The organism is Nocardia colli (assembly GCF_008704205.1).
In the GTDB taxonomy this organism is placed as follows: Bacteria; Actinomycetota; Actinomycetes; order Mycobacteriales; family Mycobacteriaceae; genus Nocardia; species Nocardia colli.
Genome location: NZ_VXLC01000004.1, coordinates 431,920 through 446,644 on the forward strand (window position 1 = coordinate 431,920; position 14,725 = coordinate 446,644).

Sequence of the window (14,725 nt, forward strand, 5' to 3'; positions counted from 1 at the left end):
GCCCGTGCTGTCCAATGCTTCGCTACACCCAGACACCCTTGCCGACGGTGACCACACCGCCATTGCTGACCGCGAACCGCTCGCGGTCGCGCTCCAGGTCGACCCCGATGATCTCGCCCTCGCCGACCACGACGTTCTTGTCCAGAATGGCCCGGCGCACCACCGCGCCCCGGCCGATCCGCACGCCGGGCATCAGCACGCTGCCCTCGACGGTCGCGCCGTCGTCGATCACCACATTCGAACTGAGCACCGAATTGCGGACCGTGGCGGCGGACAGGATGCTGCCCGCGCCGACGATGCACTCCTGCGCCAGCCCGCCCTGGGCGAACTTGGCCGGCGGCAGGTTCTCCGCGGCGCCGCGAATCGGCCAGTGCCGGTTGTAGAGGTTGAACACCGGGTGCACCGAGACCAGGTCCATGTGCGCGTCGTAGAAGGCGTCGATGGTGCCGACGTCGCGCCAGTAGCCGCGGTCGCGTTCGGTCGCGCCGGGCACCTCGTTGTCGGCGAAGTCGTAGACGCCGGCCTGCCCCGCGGCCACCAGCGACGGAATGATGTCGCCGCCCATGTCGTGATCGGAGTCGGAGTTGTCCGCGTCCGCCTTGATCGAGTCCACCAGCACCTTGGTGGTGAAGACGTAGTTGCCCATTGACGCAAAAGTGACATTGGGATCATCGGGCGTGCCGGGCGGATGCGCCGGCTTCTCCAGGAACTGGGTGATCAGGCCGGACTCGTCGGAGTCGATGCAGCCGAACGCGCTGGCCTCGCTGCGCGGCACCCGGATCCCAGCGACGGTCACGCCCGCGCCGGACTCGATGTGATGGTTGACCATCTGTTCCGGATCCATCCGGTACACGTGATCGGCGCCGAAAACCACGATGTAGTCGGGGTCTTCGTCGTAGATCAGGTTCAGCGACTGCATGATCGCGTCGGCGCTGCCGGTGTACCAGCGCGGGCCGAGGCGCTGCTGCGCGGGCACCGGGGTGATGTATTCGCCCCCGAAACCGGACAGCCGCCAGGTCTGCGAGATATGGCGATCCAGCGAGTGCGACTTGTACTGCGTCAGTACGCACAGGCGCAGGAAACCCGCGTTGACCAGGTTGCTGAGGACGAAATCGATCAGTCGATACGCGCCGCCGAATGGCACCGCTGGTTTGGCACGGTCCGCCGTGAGTGGAAAGAGTCGCTTGCCCTCGCCACCGGCGAGCACGATCCCGAGTACGTGCGGCTGGCTCCTCACACCTGTCAAACTACCGGGTAACCGGCGCGCGAGTGGCCCCAGCGGAGGTGAACGTCTACTTTGAACCTGGTGAGTTTCGGCACGGACACCGGGCGCTCGACGGCGGATTCCGGCGCGCAGGACCGGCTTCGGGTCGCGATGCTGACCCGTGAGTACCCACCCGAGGTATACGGCGGGGCCGGGGTACATGTGACGCAATTGACCGCGCAGCTGCGGCGACTGTGCGAGGTCACCGTGCATTGCATGGGTGTCGCGCGCACCGATGCCGTAGTGCACCAACCCGATCCGCAGCTCTACGCCGCCAACGCCGCGTTGCAGATGATGTCCGCGCAGCTGCGCATGGCCGACGCCGCCGGACAGGTGGACGTCGTGCATTCCCATACCTGGTACACCGGCCTGGCCGGGCACCTCGCGGCCACGCTCTACGGCATCCCGCACGTACTCACCGCGCATTCGCTGGAGCCACGCCGGCCGTGGAAGGCCGAACAGCTCGGCGGCGGGTATCGGCTGTCCTCCTGGTCGGAACGCAACGCGGTCGAGCACGCGGACGCGATCATCGCGGTGAGCGAGGGCATGCGCCACGACGTGCTCGACGCCTACCCCGCGGTCGACCCGGACCGGGTGCACGTCGTGCACAACGGCATCGACGCGGGCGTCTGGTACCCGGGACCGGTGGCGGCGGGCGCGCGGCCGGTACTGGCCGTGCTCGGGGTGCGCACGGACCGGCCGATGGTGGCGTTCGTCGGGCGGATAACCCGGCAGAAGGGCGTCGGGCATCTGCTCGCCGCGGCCCGCGACTTCGACCCGGACATTCAGCTGGTGCTGTGCGCGGGCGCGCCGGACACCAAGGAGCTGGAGGCCGAGACGGCCGCCGCGGTCGAGGAGTTGCAGCGCAGCCGGGGCAATGTGTTCTGGGTGCGGGAGATGCTGCCGACCGAGCAGATCCGGCAGATCCTGGCCGCCGCGACGGTGTTCGTCTGCCCGTCGGTGTACGAGCCGCTCGGGATCGTGAATCTCGAGGCGATGGCGTGCGCGACCGCGGTGGTCGCCTCGGACGTCGGCGGCATCCCGGAGGTGGTCGTCGACGGCGGCACCGGGCGGCTGGTGCACTACGACCCGAGCGCGACCGAAGAATACGAGCGGGCGCTGGCCGTGGCGATCAACGAAGTGGCCGGCGATCCCGTGCTGGCCGCCGAGTTCGGTGCGGCCGGGCGGGCGCGAGCGATCGCGGACTTCGATTGGTCCAAGATCGCCGAGCAGACCGTCGGGGTCTACGAGCAGGTCCGCAAGTCCTGAGGCTTGCGCCTGGGCCCGCAGTCGGAGCCACCGGATCGACCGAAGGCGACCTTCGGCGGGTCTGAGCTACCGAGGGGCGCCTTCGGCCGGGCGGTAGGTGGAGATCAGGACCGAGGCGGTGACCTCGGTGGTGTCCTGGAGGTTCGGGATGCGGGTGGTCGTGTGGTGGGCGGAGGGACCCATGCCGACGACGTTCGCCACGTCGGCCTGGGTGAGTTTCATCGGATACTCGACCAGTACGCGATCGACCGCGGTGAAGTGGCCGGACATGGCCGTGTCGAGCCGGCGATCCTTGTCCGGGTCGACGGTGACCATGCCGAGCGGGCCGATCAATTCGCGCAGGTGACGTTCGGTCGGGGTGACGACGACGAATCTGCCGTCCGCGGCGAGCACGCGCGCGACCTCACCCGGATTGCGCGGCGCGAACACCGAGAGCACGGCGCACAGGGTGCCGTCCCGGACGGGCAGCCCACGCCAGGCGTCGGCCAGCACCGAGGCCGCCCGTGGATGAGCGCGGGCACAGCGCTTGGCGGCCGGTTTGGCCACGTCCAGTGCGATGCCCGAAGTAGCAGGTGCGGCGTCGAGCGCACCGGCCAGGTAATAGCCGGTGCCCGCGCCCACCTCCAGTACGGTGCCGGACGCATGCTCGCCCGGCCCGACCGCCGCTGCCACCGCGGTGGCGATCGGTGCGAAATGTCCCCCACCTTGAAAGGTGGCACGCGCGTCCAGCATGGCCGCGGTGTCACCGGTCATTTTGGTCGACGCGCCGGTCAGCAGGCTGACATAGCCCTGCTTGGCGATGTCGAAACTGTGCCCGTGTCCACAGCGCAGTACCCGATCACGCGGCTCGAGTCCGAGCGCGCATTCCGGGCAAGCCAGCAGACCGGCCACAGCGGCCAGCGCCGAGGTATCAGCTGGTGACACTCTTCAGTTCGTCGCCGAGCGCCGCGGCCTCGTCCGGCGTGAGTTCGACGACCAAACGCCCGCCACCCTCGAGTGGAACCCGCATGACGATTCCACGCCCTTCCTTGGTTGCCTCGAGGGGACCGTCCCCGGTACGGGGCTTCATGGCCGCCATCCTCTGCTCCCTCCAGATCTGCGCGATATGCTGCGCACTTTCTTGGAACTCCAGTTGTCACCAACCAGCGAGCTCGCCGGCATTTGGCGAGCTACACCTGTCCCATTCTTCCCTATCGCGGATGTGGACGGATACCTGAGTTCAAAAAGTGACCGGTCGGACTGTGTCGGACACGTCACTACCGACCCAGCAATCGGCCAGGTGATCGTCTACCATCCCGGTCGCCTGCATCATGGCGTAGGCCGTGGTCGGCCCCACGAAACGGAACCCGCGGCGCTTCAATTCTTTTGCCAGAGCTACGGATTCGGGTGTGCTGGCGGGTACGTCGGCGCCGGTTCGCGGGCGCGGTCGGGGGTCCGGCGCGAACGACCAGAGCAGTGCGTCCAGTCCGATATCGAGCTCCCGAGCAACCCGGGCGTTGCTGATCGCCGCGTCGATTTTCAGCCGGTTCCGCACGATGCCCTGGTCGGCGAGCAGGCGCGCCACATCAGCGTCGCCGAACTCGGCCACCCGCTCGATCGAGAACCCGGCAAATGCCTCCCGGAACGCGGGCCGCTTGCGCAGGATGGTGATCCAGGACAGGCCGGACTGGAAGGCCTCCAGGCACAGCCGTTCGAAGAGGGCGTCGTCGCCGTGCACCGGCTTTCCCCACTCGAAGTCGTGGTAGTCCCGATACAACTGGGTCTCCAGCGGCCAGGCGCAGCGGATCCGGCCGTCGTCCTCGGCGACGGTCAGCGCGGCCGGGCTCATTTGGATTCCGGCGCGACGGGGGTCTGCCAGCGCGCGGCCTGCGCCTCGGCCAGTTGATGCTGTAGCTCGTCGATCCGGGCGGCGAGGCGGGCCAGCGTCCAGTCCACCTCGGACGCCTTGTAACCGCGCACCACCTGCTGGAACCGCAGCGCCCGGACATCGGCGCCGGCGATCCCCTCGGCGGGCAGCACGGTCGCCGTGGTCCCCTCCGGCAGCGGCCCGAGCTCCTCGGCCCGGCCGAATACCGCACTGGCGAGCAGGAACAGCACCGCGGCGACCAGACCGACGATCAGCACGTACAGCAGCAACGTGAGCATGCCCCCGAGCTTATTGCCACCCACCGACACCGGGCGAACAACGTCCACGCGGCAATCGGTCGTCGAGTTCGGACTACCCGTGGCGCGTGGTGTCGATGTTCAACGACATGCCCGCCAGCCCGCGGCGGCGGACGGCCAGCTTGTCGGCGATGTCGAGCAGCGCCTTGCCCGCGGCGGAGTCCGGGGCGCTCAGGACGATCGGTACGCCGTCGTCGCCCGCCTCGCGTACGGCCTGCTCGATCGGCACCTGACCGAGCAGCGGTACGTCGGCGCCTACCGCGCGGGTGAGGCGATCGGCGACCACCTGTCCGCCGCCGGAACCGTAGAGCTCCATCCGGCTGCCGTCGGGCAGGTCGAGCCAGGACATGTTCTCCACCACGCCGGCGATCCGCTGCCGGGTCTGCAACGCGATGGCGCCCGCTCGCTCGGCCACCTCGGCGGCGGCGATCTGCGGGGTGGTGACGACCAGGATCTCCGCGCCGGGGATCAGCTGGGCGATCGAGATGGCGATGTCGCCGGTGCCGGGCGGCAGGTCGAGCAGCAGCACGTCCAGGTCGCCCCAGAACACGTCGGCGAGGAACTGTTGCAGCGCCCGGTGCAGCATCGGGCCGCGCCACACCACCGGGGTATTGCCCTGGGTGAACTGCGCGATGGAGATCATCTTCACGCCGTGCGCCTGCGGCGGCATGATCATCTTCTCGACCTGGGTCGGCCGGGCGTCGGTGCCGAGCATGCGCGGGATCGAGTGGCCGTAGATGTCGGCGTCCAGGACGCCGACCGAGAGCCCGCGCGCGGCCAGGGCGGCGGCGAGATTGACGGTGACGCTGGATTTTCCGACGCCGCCCTTGCCGGACGCGACCGCGTACACCCGGGTCAGCGAGCCGGGCTGGGCGAACGGGATGACCGGGTCGGCCGAGTCGCCGCGCAGCTGCTTGCGCAGGTTGGTGCGCTGCTCGTCGTTCATCACGTCGAGGTCGACGGTGACCGCGCCGACCCCGGACACGTCCGCGACCGCCTTGGTGACCCGCTGGATGATCTCGGTGCGCAGCGGGCAGCCCGCGGTGGTCAGGTAGATCTCGATGTGGACGTTGCTGTCCGGGGCGATCGCAATGCTCTTCACCATGCCCAGTTCGGTGATCGGCTTGCGGATCTCCGGATCGTCGACCTTCGCGAGCGCGCCCCGCACATCCGATTCCGTAACTACTGGCATGGCAGGAATTTTAGGCGTGTCAAATTCTGGGCAGGTCCCCGGCCCGTGGTGCGACGCCGCTGCTGTAGGAGGTCTCCCAGGCCATGACGTTCGCGACGTAGGCCATCGAGTTGTTGTAGCGCAGGATCGCCTTGGACTGCTGGGCGAGGTCGCGCATGTTCAAACCGCCGTCGCACAGGTACTTTCCGGCGGTCAGGGCCGCGTCGTACAGGTTCTGCGGGTCGGCGATGCCGTCGCCGTTGCCGTCGGCGGCGTATCGCTTCCAGGTCTGCGGCAGGAACTGCATCGGGCCGATCGCCCGGTCGTATCCGGCCAGGCCGTCCAGCTCGCCGCCGTCGGTGTCGCGAACGATGTTGTTGCCGTAGAGGCTTCCGTCGAGCACCGGGCCGTAGACCGCGTTGATCGGGTTGCCGTCGGCGTCGGCCTTGCCGTACGCGTGGGTGGACTCGACGCGGCCGATTCCGGCGAGCATCGACCACGGCATGTGGCAGGTGGGGTTCTCCTCGGCGAGGATGCGCTCGGCGTTCTCATACGCCGCGACCGCGATGCCGGGCACGCCCATCGGCCCGGCGGGCAGCGCGGCGAGCTGCCGGTTGTCGGCCAGCGCAACGCTTTTCACCACCGGCGGTCCGCTCGGCTTGGCCATCTTGTTGGCGACGAATTCCGTCGTCGCGCCCGGATCCGTCATCAGGGCTGCGGGCTTGGCGCCCAGTTCGCCTTGATCGTTCGCCGGAAGGTGCTGTTCCACCGCGTTCGCGGTGGTCCCGTGTCCCACGTTGGACGCGGCAGTACATGCCATCAGTCCAGCGGGAACCAATCCGGTCAATGCGATAACCGAGCTGCGTTTAACGGTGACAGCTGGTTGCTTTCGGTGACGCCCCACTGTGCGGTGACCCTCCAACGGCTCGATGAGCCCTTCGTGATCTGACGAAGAGGAGACTACCGCACCCGAGACCTTTTTGTTACTGCTTCGTGACCTACTTCGAGTGTGGCGTCAGCCCTGGGGGGCGGGCGGCAGCGGAATCACGATGCCGAACGGCAACGTGATGCCCGGCTGCTGGGTCGGCGCGGCCTCCGCGGACGGGGTCGGCTCGACCGAGACCGTCGGCGGGGCCTCCGGGGTCGCTTCCGGCGTCTGTACGGCCTGCTGGCCGGGCGCGGGCGGTTGCGGCGGCTGCGCCTGCTGCTGGGCGGCGTCCGGCGGCGTGCAGACCGGTGCGACGGGCGGCTGATCCGGGCGCGCCGGATCCTTCGCGTCGGCCACCGCGGGATCCTTCGGGGCCACGCCGGCGCCGAAGGTCTGGGCAGGCGCGCCGGGCACCGCGGCGGGCTCCGCGAGCTCGCCGGGCTGCGGCATGGGGGCCGGAATGACCGCAGGTTCACAGGGATTGAGCGGCTTCGGCGGCGGCGGGCAGAAGATGCCACACGGGATCGGCGGCAGGCCGGGGATGGTGATCATCACCTCGGTCGGCGTCGGCGTCGGCGTGGTGGTCTGCGGCGCCGCGGGGGCCGTCGTGGTCGGCGTGCTGTTGGTGTAGGTCACCGCGGTCATGTCCGGGATCTGCGCGGGCGCTGCGCTGCCGGGCGGGATCAGCTCGGGGGAGATGGTGACCTGGGTCGGCGCGCCGCCGGTGCGGTAGGCCGCGGCCCAGCTGAGCACGTTGGCCGCGTAGGCCGTGGAGTTGTTGTAGCGCAGCACGGCCTGGAGTTCCTGCGCCTGATCGCGCAGGTTCAGGCCGCCCGAGCAGAGGTACTTGCCCGCGGCGAGCGCGGCGTCGAAGACATTGTTCGGATCGGCGACGCCGTCGCCGTTACCGTCGGCCGCGTAGTGGTCCCAGGTGCTGGGCAGGAACTGCATCGGCCCGACCGCGCGCACGTAACCGCCGCTGGCGGCCTTGATTACCTCGTTGCCGGGCAGCGTGCCGTCCAGCGCGGGGCCGTAGATGGGGGAGACCGTGGTGCCCGCGGCGTCGGTGCGGCCGCCGCCCGCGTGCCCGGATTCGATGCGGCCGATGCCGGCCAGCAGACTCCAGGACAACCCGCAGCCCGGCGTGGAGGACTCCAGCGCGAGTTCGGCGTTGCGATACGCGGCGAGCACGACCTCCGGGATGCCGAGCGCGCCGCCGATCAGCGGCAGCGAGATCTCCTGCAACGGCACTCGGCCGGCAAACGGCGGTGTGCCGTCGGACGGGGTCATTGCCCGGAGTTTGCGGGGCGAGTCCTGGGTCACCGGTAGCAATCCAACTGTCTTAGACAGTCCGGTCTCGCTCGACTTGGCCGAGCTGTCCGCGGATCCGGCGGGATTCGTGGATGCGGCCAGCAAAGCCTCAGGTGCGGTGGGTGCACCGGCGGAAGTTGTGGGATCGGAGGCTGAGCCTGAGGCGACCAGACCGGCTACGACCAGGGCCGAGACGGTTATCGGAGCAGATATACGCATTCAGCCACACCAATCCTCTACGTCGTGTGAGCGGCCATCTGGGACATCCCCTCCCGGGCGCCGCTCGGGACAACGCTGTCCAGGTTACCCACCAGTCAGGTAGTTGTTTGGTATTTCCGGTCAATCGTCAGCAACAGGCGGTGAAACCGGGGCTGGGGCCTGCTTTTGGCCGGAACTCTTCTTGCGTCGCGGCTTGGCTGGGCCGGCACCCTCGATCCGATCGAGTATCTCCTTCATCTCCTCCAATTCCCTGCGCAAATAGTCGCGAGTCGCGACTTCGCCGACCGCGATCCGCAACGCTGCGAGTTCGCGGGCGAGGAACTCGGTGTCCGCCTTGGTCTGGGCGGCCCGCATCCGGTCCTCCTCCAGCGAGACCCGGTCGCGGTTGTCCTGCCGGTTCTGCGCGAGCAGGATCAACGGCGCGGCGTAGGCCGCCTGGGTGGAGAACGCCAGATTCAACAGAATGAACGGATATGGATCCCAGCGCAAGGCGATGACGAATACGTTCAGCGCGATCCAGACGACCACGATGATCGTCTGAATGGCCAGGTAGCGGCCGGTACCGAGGAATCGGGCGACGCGTTCGCTGCTGCGCGCGAGAGCGTCGGCGTCCCAATCGATGCGGAAGCGGGACTCGACCGGCGTTTCCAGCCGCTGCCGCGCCCCGCCGCCCTTGTCACTCATGTCCAGCTATCCCTTCGTGCAGCTCTTCCTGATCGCGCCAGTCATCGGGGAGCAAATGGTCGAGCACGTCGTCTACGGTGACCGCCCCCAGTAGATGGTTCTCGTCGTCGACGACCGGTCCGCAGACCAGGTTGTAAGTCGCGAAATAGCGGGTCACCGCACCCAGCGGGACGTCGGGGCGCAGCGGAGCCAGACCCGCGTCGAGGATCCCGCCGACCAGATGGGCCGGCGGCTCGCGCAGCAGCCGCTGGATATGCACCGACCCGAGATACCGGCCGGTGGGGGTCGCGGTCGGTGGCCGGACCACGAACACCATGGACGCCAGCGCCGGCGTCAGATCGGGATTGCGCACCCGGGCCAGGGCCTCGGCGACCGTGGTGGCCGGGGTGAGGATCACCGGCTTCGGCGTCATCAGGCCGCCCGCGCTGTACGGGGAATGCTCGAGCAGCCGGCGAACCGGTTCGGACTCCTCCGGATCCATCAGCGCGAGCAGCGATTCCGCCTCGTTGACCGGCAGTTCGCCGAGCAGATCGGCGGCATCGTCGGGATCCATCGCCTCGAGCACGTCGGCGGCGCGGCGCACCTCGAGATGACTGAGCAACTCGACCTGCTCGTCGTCGGGCAATTCCTGCACCACGTCGGCCAGCCGCTCGTCGTCGAGCGCGACGGCCACCTCGATGCGGCGCTTGTCCGGCAGCTCGCGCAGCAGGTGTGCGACGTCGGCGGCGCGCAATCCCTCGAACTGCTCGAGCAGCTGGGTGACTTCCTGTCCGGGGCGGTCGATCTCGTTCGGCGTCAGCCCCGAGACCTGAATCCAATCCACTACGTGCACGGTGCGCCTGCGCCCGATCCGGCGATGCCCGCGTACGGCGACCTTGGTGACCCGCCAATCCCTGGTGCGGGTCTGCTCCATGCCGAGATCGACCACGACGGCGTCCACCTCGGCCAGGTCGGGCAGATCCGGATCCTCCACGCGCACCGAGGAATCCACGATCTGCGCCAGCGCCAGCATCTCCCCGGGGCGCTGGTTGAACCGGCGCAGACTGACCGTCCCGGTGTTCAATGTCACAACGCCTGGTTCGATCGCGGTGACCCGCAGGATCGGCACGAAAATGCGCCGCCTGGTGGGCAATTCCACGACGAGGCCGTGGATACGGGGCTGCTGGCGGTCATACCGGATGGCCACCACAACGTCACGGACCCGGCCGATAGACTCGCCGTCCGGTCCCAGCACCACCAGGCCGGCCAGCCTGGCGACGTACACCCTGGTAGCTGCCATGCTTGCCAGGCTAGAGGTTCGCGGCCGGGTGTAAGTACCACGCCACGATCGATGGGAGTGATCTTGAAGCCGCGTCGTTCGGTGCTCGCCTGCCCGGGCAGCAGCAAGAAGATGATCGAAAAGGCCAAGGGTCTACCTGTCGACGAGGTGTTTCTCGATCTGGAGGACGCGGTCGCGCCGCACGCCAAGGCGGAGGCGCGCGCGAATATCGTGGCGGCACTCAACGACTCCGACTGGGGATCCCAGTTACGGGTGGTCCGGGTGAACGACTGGACCACGCAGTGGACCTACACCGACGTGATCACCATCGTCGAGGGCGCGGGCACCGCGCTGGACGCCATCCTGCTGCCGAAGGTGACCGACGCCGGCCAGGTGCGCGCGCTGGATCTGCTGCTCACCCAGCTGGAGAAGGCGACCGGACTCGAGGTCGGCCGGATCGGCATCGAGCCGCAGATCGAGAACGCGTTGGGACTGCGCAACATCGACGAGATCGCTACCGCGAGCCCGCGCGTGCAGGCGCTGGTGTTCGGCCCGGCCGACTTCATGGCCAGCATCAACATGCGCACCCTGGTGGTCGGCGAGCAGCCGGAGGGCTACGACACCGGCGACGCCTATCACCACATCCTGATGACCATCCTGCTCACCGCCCGCGCGCACGGCCTGCACGCGATCGACGGCCCGTACCTGCAGATTCGGGACCTGGACGGGTTCCGCCGGGCCGCCGGGCGCACCGCCGCACTCGGTTTCGACGGCAAGTGGGTGCTGCACCCCGGCCAGATCGAGGCCGCCAACGAGATCTTCAGCCCGCGCCAGTCCGACTACGACCGGGCCGAGCTGATCCTGGACGCGTACGCCTTCCACACCTCGGCCGAGGGCGGCGCGCGCGGCGCGGTCATGCTGGGCGAGGAAATGATCGATGAGGCGAGCGCGAAAATGGCTCAGGTGATCGCGGAAAAGGGCCGCGCGGCCGCAATGACGCGCACCACGCGTTTCACACCCCCGGATAACCGGTAGAAATAGCAGAATAGAGACATGACGAATCCCTTAGGGAACTCGAATCGCGCACGGCAGGCCCTGCCGACGCCGCCGTCCGGCTGGCCGGTCGGCTCCTATCCCACCTACGCCGAGGCGCAGAAGGCGGTCGACTACCTGGCCGACGGCGAGTTCCCGGTGCAGGACGTGACCATCGTCGGCGTCGACCTCATGCAGGTCGAACGGGTCCTCTACCGGCTGACCTGGGGCAAGGTCATCGGCGGCGGCGTGGTGAGCGGAGCCTGGCTCGGCCTGTTCCTCGGTCTGCTGCTGAGCCTGTTCACCACCAGCGGCGCGCTCGGCCCGCTGCTGGTCGGCCTGGTCGGCGGCATCATCTTCGGCGTCATCTCCACCTCGATCCCGTACGCGGCGACCAAGGGGCAGCGCGACTTCGCCTCCACCATGCAGTTGGTGGCCGGGCGCTACGACGTGCTGTGCGACCCGAAGTCCGCGGAACAGGCGCGGGACATGCTTGCGCGGCTGGCCATCTGACGCATGGAGGTGTTGTCGACGGTCCGCACCGGTGTGCTCGACCATTTCGGTGTGCCGGCCACCGGCGTCGATTCGGCGTCGGTGACGTTCCTCGGGTTGGAGCCGATCGAGATCCTGCGGATCGTCGACGGCGACCTGGTGCATTACGCGACGGTGGGTGGTTCCCGGCATCCGATGGGCGATCCCACTGCGCTGCTTGCCGATCCGGTGCAGGGACCGCGCGCGGAGCTGGTGCTCACGTTGCGCGGTTCGGCCGGCGCGAGCTCGGGGCTGGCCAAGACGCTCGGCGTGCTGGCCGCCGCGCCCGCGGTGGAAGGCGTTGTGCTGCAAGCCGATGCGCTGATGGACCTGGGTGAGCAGATGTGGCACGGCGCGCCGTTCACCGCGGTGTTGTTGGGAGACAGCGGAATTCCCGAGGTCGTATTGCCCGCGCCGGCCGATCCGGTGCGCTACTTCGCGGTCACGCCGGTGACCGCCACCGAGGCGGCCTGGGTGCGGGTGCGCGGGGCGCAGGCGTTGCGAGATGCCTGGGCCGAGGCGGGAATCGACGTGCGCGACCCCGAACGCGGCGCGGCCAGCCTGTAATTCGGGCTACAGCCAGTTGTTGCGATGGAAGTTGGCGTACAGGCCGACGCAGATGCCCAGGGTGACCACGATCACCAGCCAAAAGCCCCAGGTCGCTTCCAATCCCGGCATGTGCGTGAAGTTCATGCCGTAGATGCCCGCGATCATGGTCGGCACCGCGGCGATCGCGACCCAGGCGGAGATCTTGCGCATGTCGGTGTTCTGCTGCACGCCGACCTTGGCCAGCGCCGCGCTGATCAGCGCGCTCAGCGCCTCGTCGAAGTCGGTGATCCGCTCGGCGACCCCGGCGTGATGGTCGGCCACGTCGCGCATGTAGCGCCGAATCTCCTTGGGCAGCGGGACATCCGGCTTGTGCCCGAGCACCTGCAGCGGCACCGCGAGCGGGTTCACCGCGCGCCGCAGCTCCACCACCTCGCGCTTGAGCTGATAGATCGACTCGATGGTGACCCGGCTGCGCGGGGTGAAGACCTCTTCCTCCATCGCGTCGATGTCGAGCTCGATCGACTGCGTCACTTCGATATACGAATCCACCACGTGGTCGGCGATCGCGTGCAGCACCGCCCCGGTGCCGAGCATCAGCTGCGCCGGATCGGCCTCCAATTCCTTACGGAGCGAGGCCAATTCGGAATGCTCGCCGTGCCGCACGGACACCACGAAGTCCGGCGCGGTGAACACCATGATCTCGCCGGTCTCCACGATCTCGCTGATGCTGTGCATCTCGTGCTCGACGTAGGCGACCGTCCGCATCACCAGGATCAGGGTGTCGTCGTAGCGTTCCAGCTTCGGGCGCTGATGCGCCTTGACCGCGTCCTCGGCGGCGAGCGCGTGCAGCCCGAATGTCTCGGCGATATCGGCCATCTGCGCCTCGTCCGGGTCGTGCAGGCCCACCCAGACGAAACCCGCGCCCCGGTTGCGCACCTCCGCGAGCGCGTCCCGATGGGTGAATCTGCCGGGCAGCCGCCGACCTTCGACGTACACGCCGCAGTCGACGATCGCCCGCGCGGTCGGGATCGGAATCCGCGGCAGCGCGCGGGCCGGACGGCCCGAACCGCGGAACGACGGCAGCGGGGGAATGGATGGCACACCGCGATGCTACGTCCCGGCGAGGTGCGGTTCTCGGCATGAGCACTGTAAGACTGAGGGCGTGCGCATCGACTTGCATACCCATTCCACCGCGTCCGACGGCACCGACAGTCCGGCCGAACTGGTCCGGAACGCGGCCGCCGCCGGCTTGGACGTCGTCGCGATCACCGATCACGACACCACGTCCGGCTGGACCGAGGCGGTCGACGCGCTGCCGAAGGGGTTGACGCTGGTCCGCGGCATGGAGATGTCCTGCATCGGCATGGGCGAGGACGGCTGGCCGGTGCCGGTGCACCTGCTGGCCTATCTCTTCGACCCGGCCGACCGCAGTTTCGCCGACGAACGCGAGCGGCTGCGCGCCGAACGGATCCAGCGGGTGCGGGCCATGGCCGACCGGATGGTGGCCGACGGCCTGCCGATCGATCCCGACGCGGTGCTCGCCTCGGCCGGACCGTCCGCGGGCCGCCCGCACCTGGCCAGGGCGCTCGTCGCGGCGGGCGTGGTGCCGAGTGTCGATGCCGCGTTCGAGGAACTCCTCGCGCCGCACGGGCCGTATTACGCGGAGAAGGCCGACACGCCGCTGCGTCGCGCGGTCGAGATGATCGCCACCGCGGGCGGGGTCAGCGTGGTCGCGCACGCGCGGGCCCGCAAGCGCGGCCGGCTGCTCGCGCTGGACGACATCCGCGAGCTGGCCACCCTCGGCCTCGGCGGACTCGAGCTCGACCATCCGGACCACTCGGCGGCCGATCGCGCCGTGCTCGCGGAGCTGGCCGCCGAGCTCGGCCTGATCACCACCGGCTCGTCGGACTACCACGGCTCGAACAAGACCATCGAGCTCGGCCAGTTCACCACCGACCCCGCGCAATTCGAGGTGCTGGTGGGCAAGGCGACCGGCGTGCCGGTGATCGTCTCGTGAAACTGCTGCGCGGCTTCAGCGGCGTCGTCGCCGCGGGCACGGTGGCGCTGGCGCTCGTCGTCATCGGCACCGCGGTCGTCGCGGCCCGGCGAGAGTTCCCCGGGCCGGGCACCGAATCGGTGGCGTGGCACGCGGTGTCCGCGGTGATTGCCGTTGCGGCACAGATTTATTCGGATAAGCGTCGGGGTTTCGCCGCCTTTTCCGGATCTGCGGTTGTTTTTATCGCCGCCGGATTATTGCTCTGGACCCAGTGGTGGAGCTGATCGGTGGTACTCCGCTGACAACGGATCGAATACGGCAGCGCTAAATATTCGGTTAATGGTTGCGGT

At 68.7% G+C, this 14,725-nt stretch carries 17 protein-coding genes; 6 read left to right on the top strand and 11 right to left on the bottom strand.

Annotated features, from left to right (window positions below; all coding sequences use genetic code 11):
* Positions 1-22 precede the first annotated feature (22 nt).
* The gene (gene glgC, locus F3087_RS13980; protein ID WP_150402335.1) at positions 23-1,237 is read right to left on the bottom strand and encodes a glucose-1-phosphate adenylyltransferase; all 1,215 of its coding nucleotides are present in this window, start codon (positions 1,235-1,237) and stop codon (positions 23-25) included.
* A gap of 138 nt (positions 1,238-1,375) precedes the next feature.
* On the opposite strand from glgC, the gene glgA reads away from it, so the two are divergent.
* A complete protein-coding gene (gene glgA, locus F3087_RS13985; protein WP_150402857.1) occupies positions 1,376-2,533 on the top strand; it encodes a glycogen synthase in 1,158 nt (385 codons plus the stop codon).
* A 66-nt stretch (positions 2,534-2,599) separates the two neighbouring features.
* Here the strand turns inward: glgA and F3087_RS13990 are convergent, their stop codons facing one another.
* The 9 genes from F3087_RS13990 to F3087_RS14030 form a co-directional block, all read right to left on the bottom strand.
* Positions 2,600-3,457 (bottom strand): putative RNA methyltransferase, encoded by an 858-nt coding sequence (locus tag F3087_RS13990; protein WP_223885062.1) that lies wholly within the window; start codon positions 3,455-3,457, stop codon positions 2,600-2,602.
* Positions 3,444-3,611: a DUF3117 domain-containing protein gene (locus tag F3087_RS13995; RefSeq protein ID WP_011211259.1), complete on the bottom strand. Its 168-nt coding sequence runs from the start codon at positions 3,609-3,611 to the stop codon at positions 3,444-3,446. Before F3087_RS13995 ends, F3087_RS13990 begins: the two co-directional genes overlap by 14 nt.
* Positions 3,612-3,752: 141 nt before the next feature.
* Positions 3,753-4,361: a DNA-3-methyladenine glycosylase I gene (locus tag F3087_RS14000; protein WP_150402336.1), complete on the bottom strand. Its 609-nt coding sequence runs from the start codon at positions 4,359-4,361 to the stop codon at positions 3,753-3,755.
* Complete coding sequence (locus F3087_RS14005; RefSeq protein ID WP_150402337.1) at positions 4,358-4,678, bottom strand: DivIVA domain-containing protein; 321 nt, start codon at positions 4,676-4,678, stop codon at positions 4,358-4,360. Before F3087_RS14005 ends, F3087_RS14000 begins: the two co-directional genes overlap by 4 nt.
* A 73-nt stretch (positions 4,679-4,751) precedes the next feature.
* Complete coding sequence (locus tag F3087_RS14010; protein ID WP_150402338.1) at positions 4,752-5,888, bottom strand: Mrp/NBP35 family ATP-binding protein; 1,137 nt, start codon at positions 5,886-5,888, stop codon at positions 4,752-4,754.
* A gap of 19 nt (positions 5,889-5,907) precedes the next feature.
* Positions 5,908-6,771, bottom strand: coding sequence for a lytic transglycosylase domain-containing protein (locus F3087_RS14015; RefSeq protein WP_150402339.1), 864 nt, complete (start codon positions 6,769-6,771; stop codon positions 5,908-5,910).
* Positions 6,772-6,882: 111 nt separating this feature from the next.
* Positions 6,883-8,085 carry a lytic transglycosylase domain-containing protein gene (locus F3087_RS14020; protein WP_317983920.1) on the bottom strand — a complete coding sequence of 401 codons (1,203 nt, stop codon included), beginning with the start codon at positions 8,083-8,085 and terminating at the stop codon, positions 6,883-6,885.
* A gap of 360 nt (positions 8,086-8,445) precedes the next feature.
* Complete coding sequence (locus F3087_RS14025) at positions 8,446-9,009, bottom strand: DUF1003 domain-containing protein (RefSeq protein ID WP_150402341.1); 564 nt, start codon at positions 9,007-9,009, stop codon at positions 8,446-8,448.
* Positions 9,002-10,288, bottom strand: coding sequence for a magnesium transporter MgtE N-terminal domain-containing protein (locus tag F3087_RS14030; RefSeq protein ID WP_150402342.1), 1,287 nt, complete (start codon positions 10,286-10,288; stop codon positions 9,002-9,004). Before F3087_RS14030 ends, F3087_RS14025 begins: the two co-directional genes overlap by 8 nt.
* 51 nt (positions 10,289-10,339) lie before the next feature.
* Between F3087_RS14030 and F3087_RS14035 the strand changes: the two genes are divergently transcribed.
* From F3087_RS14035 to F3087_RS14045, 3 genes are read left to right on the top strand one after another with little or no spacing between them, the layout of a single operon-like run.
* Positions 10,340-11,302, top strand: coding sequence for an HpcH/HpaI aldolase/citrate lyase family protein (locus F3087_RS14035; protein WP_150402343.1), 963 nt, complete (start codon positions 10,340-10,342; stop codon positions 11,300-11,302).
* An 18-nt stretch (positions 11,303-11,320) separates the two neighbouring features.
* The gene (locus F3087_RS14040) at positions 11,321-11,812 is read left to right on the top strand and encodes a general stress protein (RefSeq protein WP_150402344.1); all 492 of its coding nucleotides are present in this window, start codon (positions 11,321-11,323) and stop codon (positions 11,810-11,812) included.
* A gap of 3 nt (positions 11,813-11,815) precedes the next feature.
* Entirely contained in the window at positions 11,816-12,397 is a 582-nt protein-coding gene (locus F3087_RS14045; RefSeq protein WP_150402345.1) for a suppressor of fused domain protein, read from the top strand.
* Positions 12,398-12,403: 6 nt separating this feature from the next.
* On the opposite strand, the gene F3087_RS14050 is transcribed toward F3087_RS14045, so the two are convergent.
* Positions 12,404-13,480: a magnesium and cobalt transport protein CorA gene (locus F3087_RS14050; protein WP_150402346.1), complete on the bottom strand. Its 1,077-nt coding sequence runs from the start codon at positions 13,478-13,480 to the stop codon at positions 12,404-12,406.
* A 61-nt stretch (positions 13,481-13,541) separates the two neighbouring features.
* Here F3087_RS14050 and F3087_RS14055 point away from each other — a divergent pair, with 61 nt between their 5' ends.
* A complete protein-coding gene (locus tag F3087_RS14055; RefSeq protein ID WP_150402347.1) occupies positions 13,542-14,396 on the top strand; it encodes a PHP domain-containing protein in 855 nt (284 codons plus the stop codon).
* Positions 14,393-14,659, top strand: a complete 267-nt coding sequence (locus tag F3087_RS14060; RefSeq protein WP_150402348.1) for a hypothetical protein — start codon at positions 14,393-14,395, stop codon at positions 14,657-14,659. The genes F3087_RS14055 and F3087_RS14060 overlap by 4 nt, the downstream gene beginning before the upstream one ends.
* The last annotated feature ends 66 nt before the right edge of the window (positions 14,660-14,725 follow it).

Excerpts from the sequence above, each read along its gene's own strand:
- glgA (WP_150402857.1), top strand. The coding sequence starts at position 1,376 with ATGCTGACCCGTGAGTACCCACCCGAGGTATACGGCGGGGCCGGGGTA.
- F3087_RS13995 (WP_011211259.1), bottom strand. The coding sequence starts at position 3,611 with ATGGCGGCCATGAAGCCCCGTACCGGGGACGGTCCCCTCGAGGCAACC.
- F3087_RS14000 (WP_150402336.1), bottom strand. The coding sequence starts at position 4,361 with ATGAGCCCGGCCGCGCTGACCGTCGCCGAGGACGACGGCCGGATCCGC.
- F3087_RS14005 (WP_150402337.1), bottom strand. The coding sequence starts at position 4,678 with ATGCTCACGTTGCTGCTGTACGTGCTGATCGTCGGTCTGGTCGCCGCG.
- F3087_RS14010 (WP_150402338.1), bottom strand. The coding sequence starts at position 5,888 with ATGCCAGTAGTTACGGAATCGGATGTGCGGGGCGCGCTCGCGAAGGTC.
- F3087_RS14020 (WP_317983920.1), bottom strand. The coding sequence starts at position 8,085 with ATGACCCCGTCCGACGGCACACCGCCGTTTGCCGGCCGAGTGCCGTTG.
- F3087_RS14025 (WP_150402341.1), bottom strand. The coding sequence starts at position 9,009 with ATGAGTGACAAGGGCGGCGGGGCGCGGCAGCGGCTGGAAACGCCGGTC.
- F3087_RS14030 (WP_150402342.1), bottom strand. The coding sequence starts at position 10,288 with ATGGCAGCTACCAGGGTGTACGTCGCCAGGCTGGCCGGCCTGGTGGTG.
- F3087_RS14035 (WP_150402343.1), top strand. The coding sequence starts at position 10,340 with ATGGGAGTGATCTTGAAGCCGCGTCGTTCGGTGCTCGCCTGCCCGGGC.
- F3087_RS14040 (WP_150402344.1), top strand. The coding sequence starts at position 11,321 with ATGACGAATCCCTTAGGGAACTCGAATCGCGCACGGCAGGCCCTGCCG.
- F3087_RS14045 (WP_150402345.1), top strand. The coding sequence starts at position 11,816 with ATGGAGGTGTTGTCGACGGTCCGCACCGGTGTGCTCGACCATTTCGGT.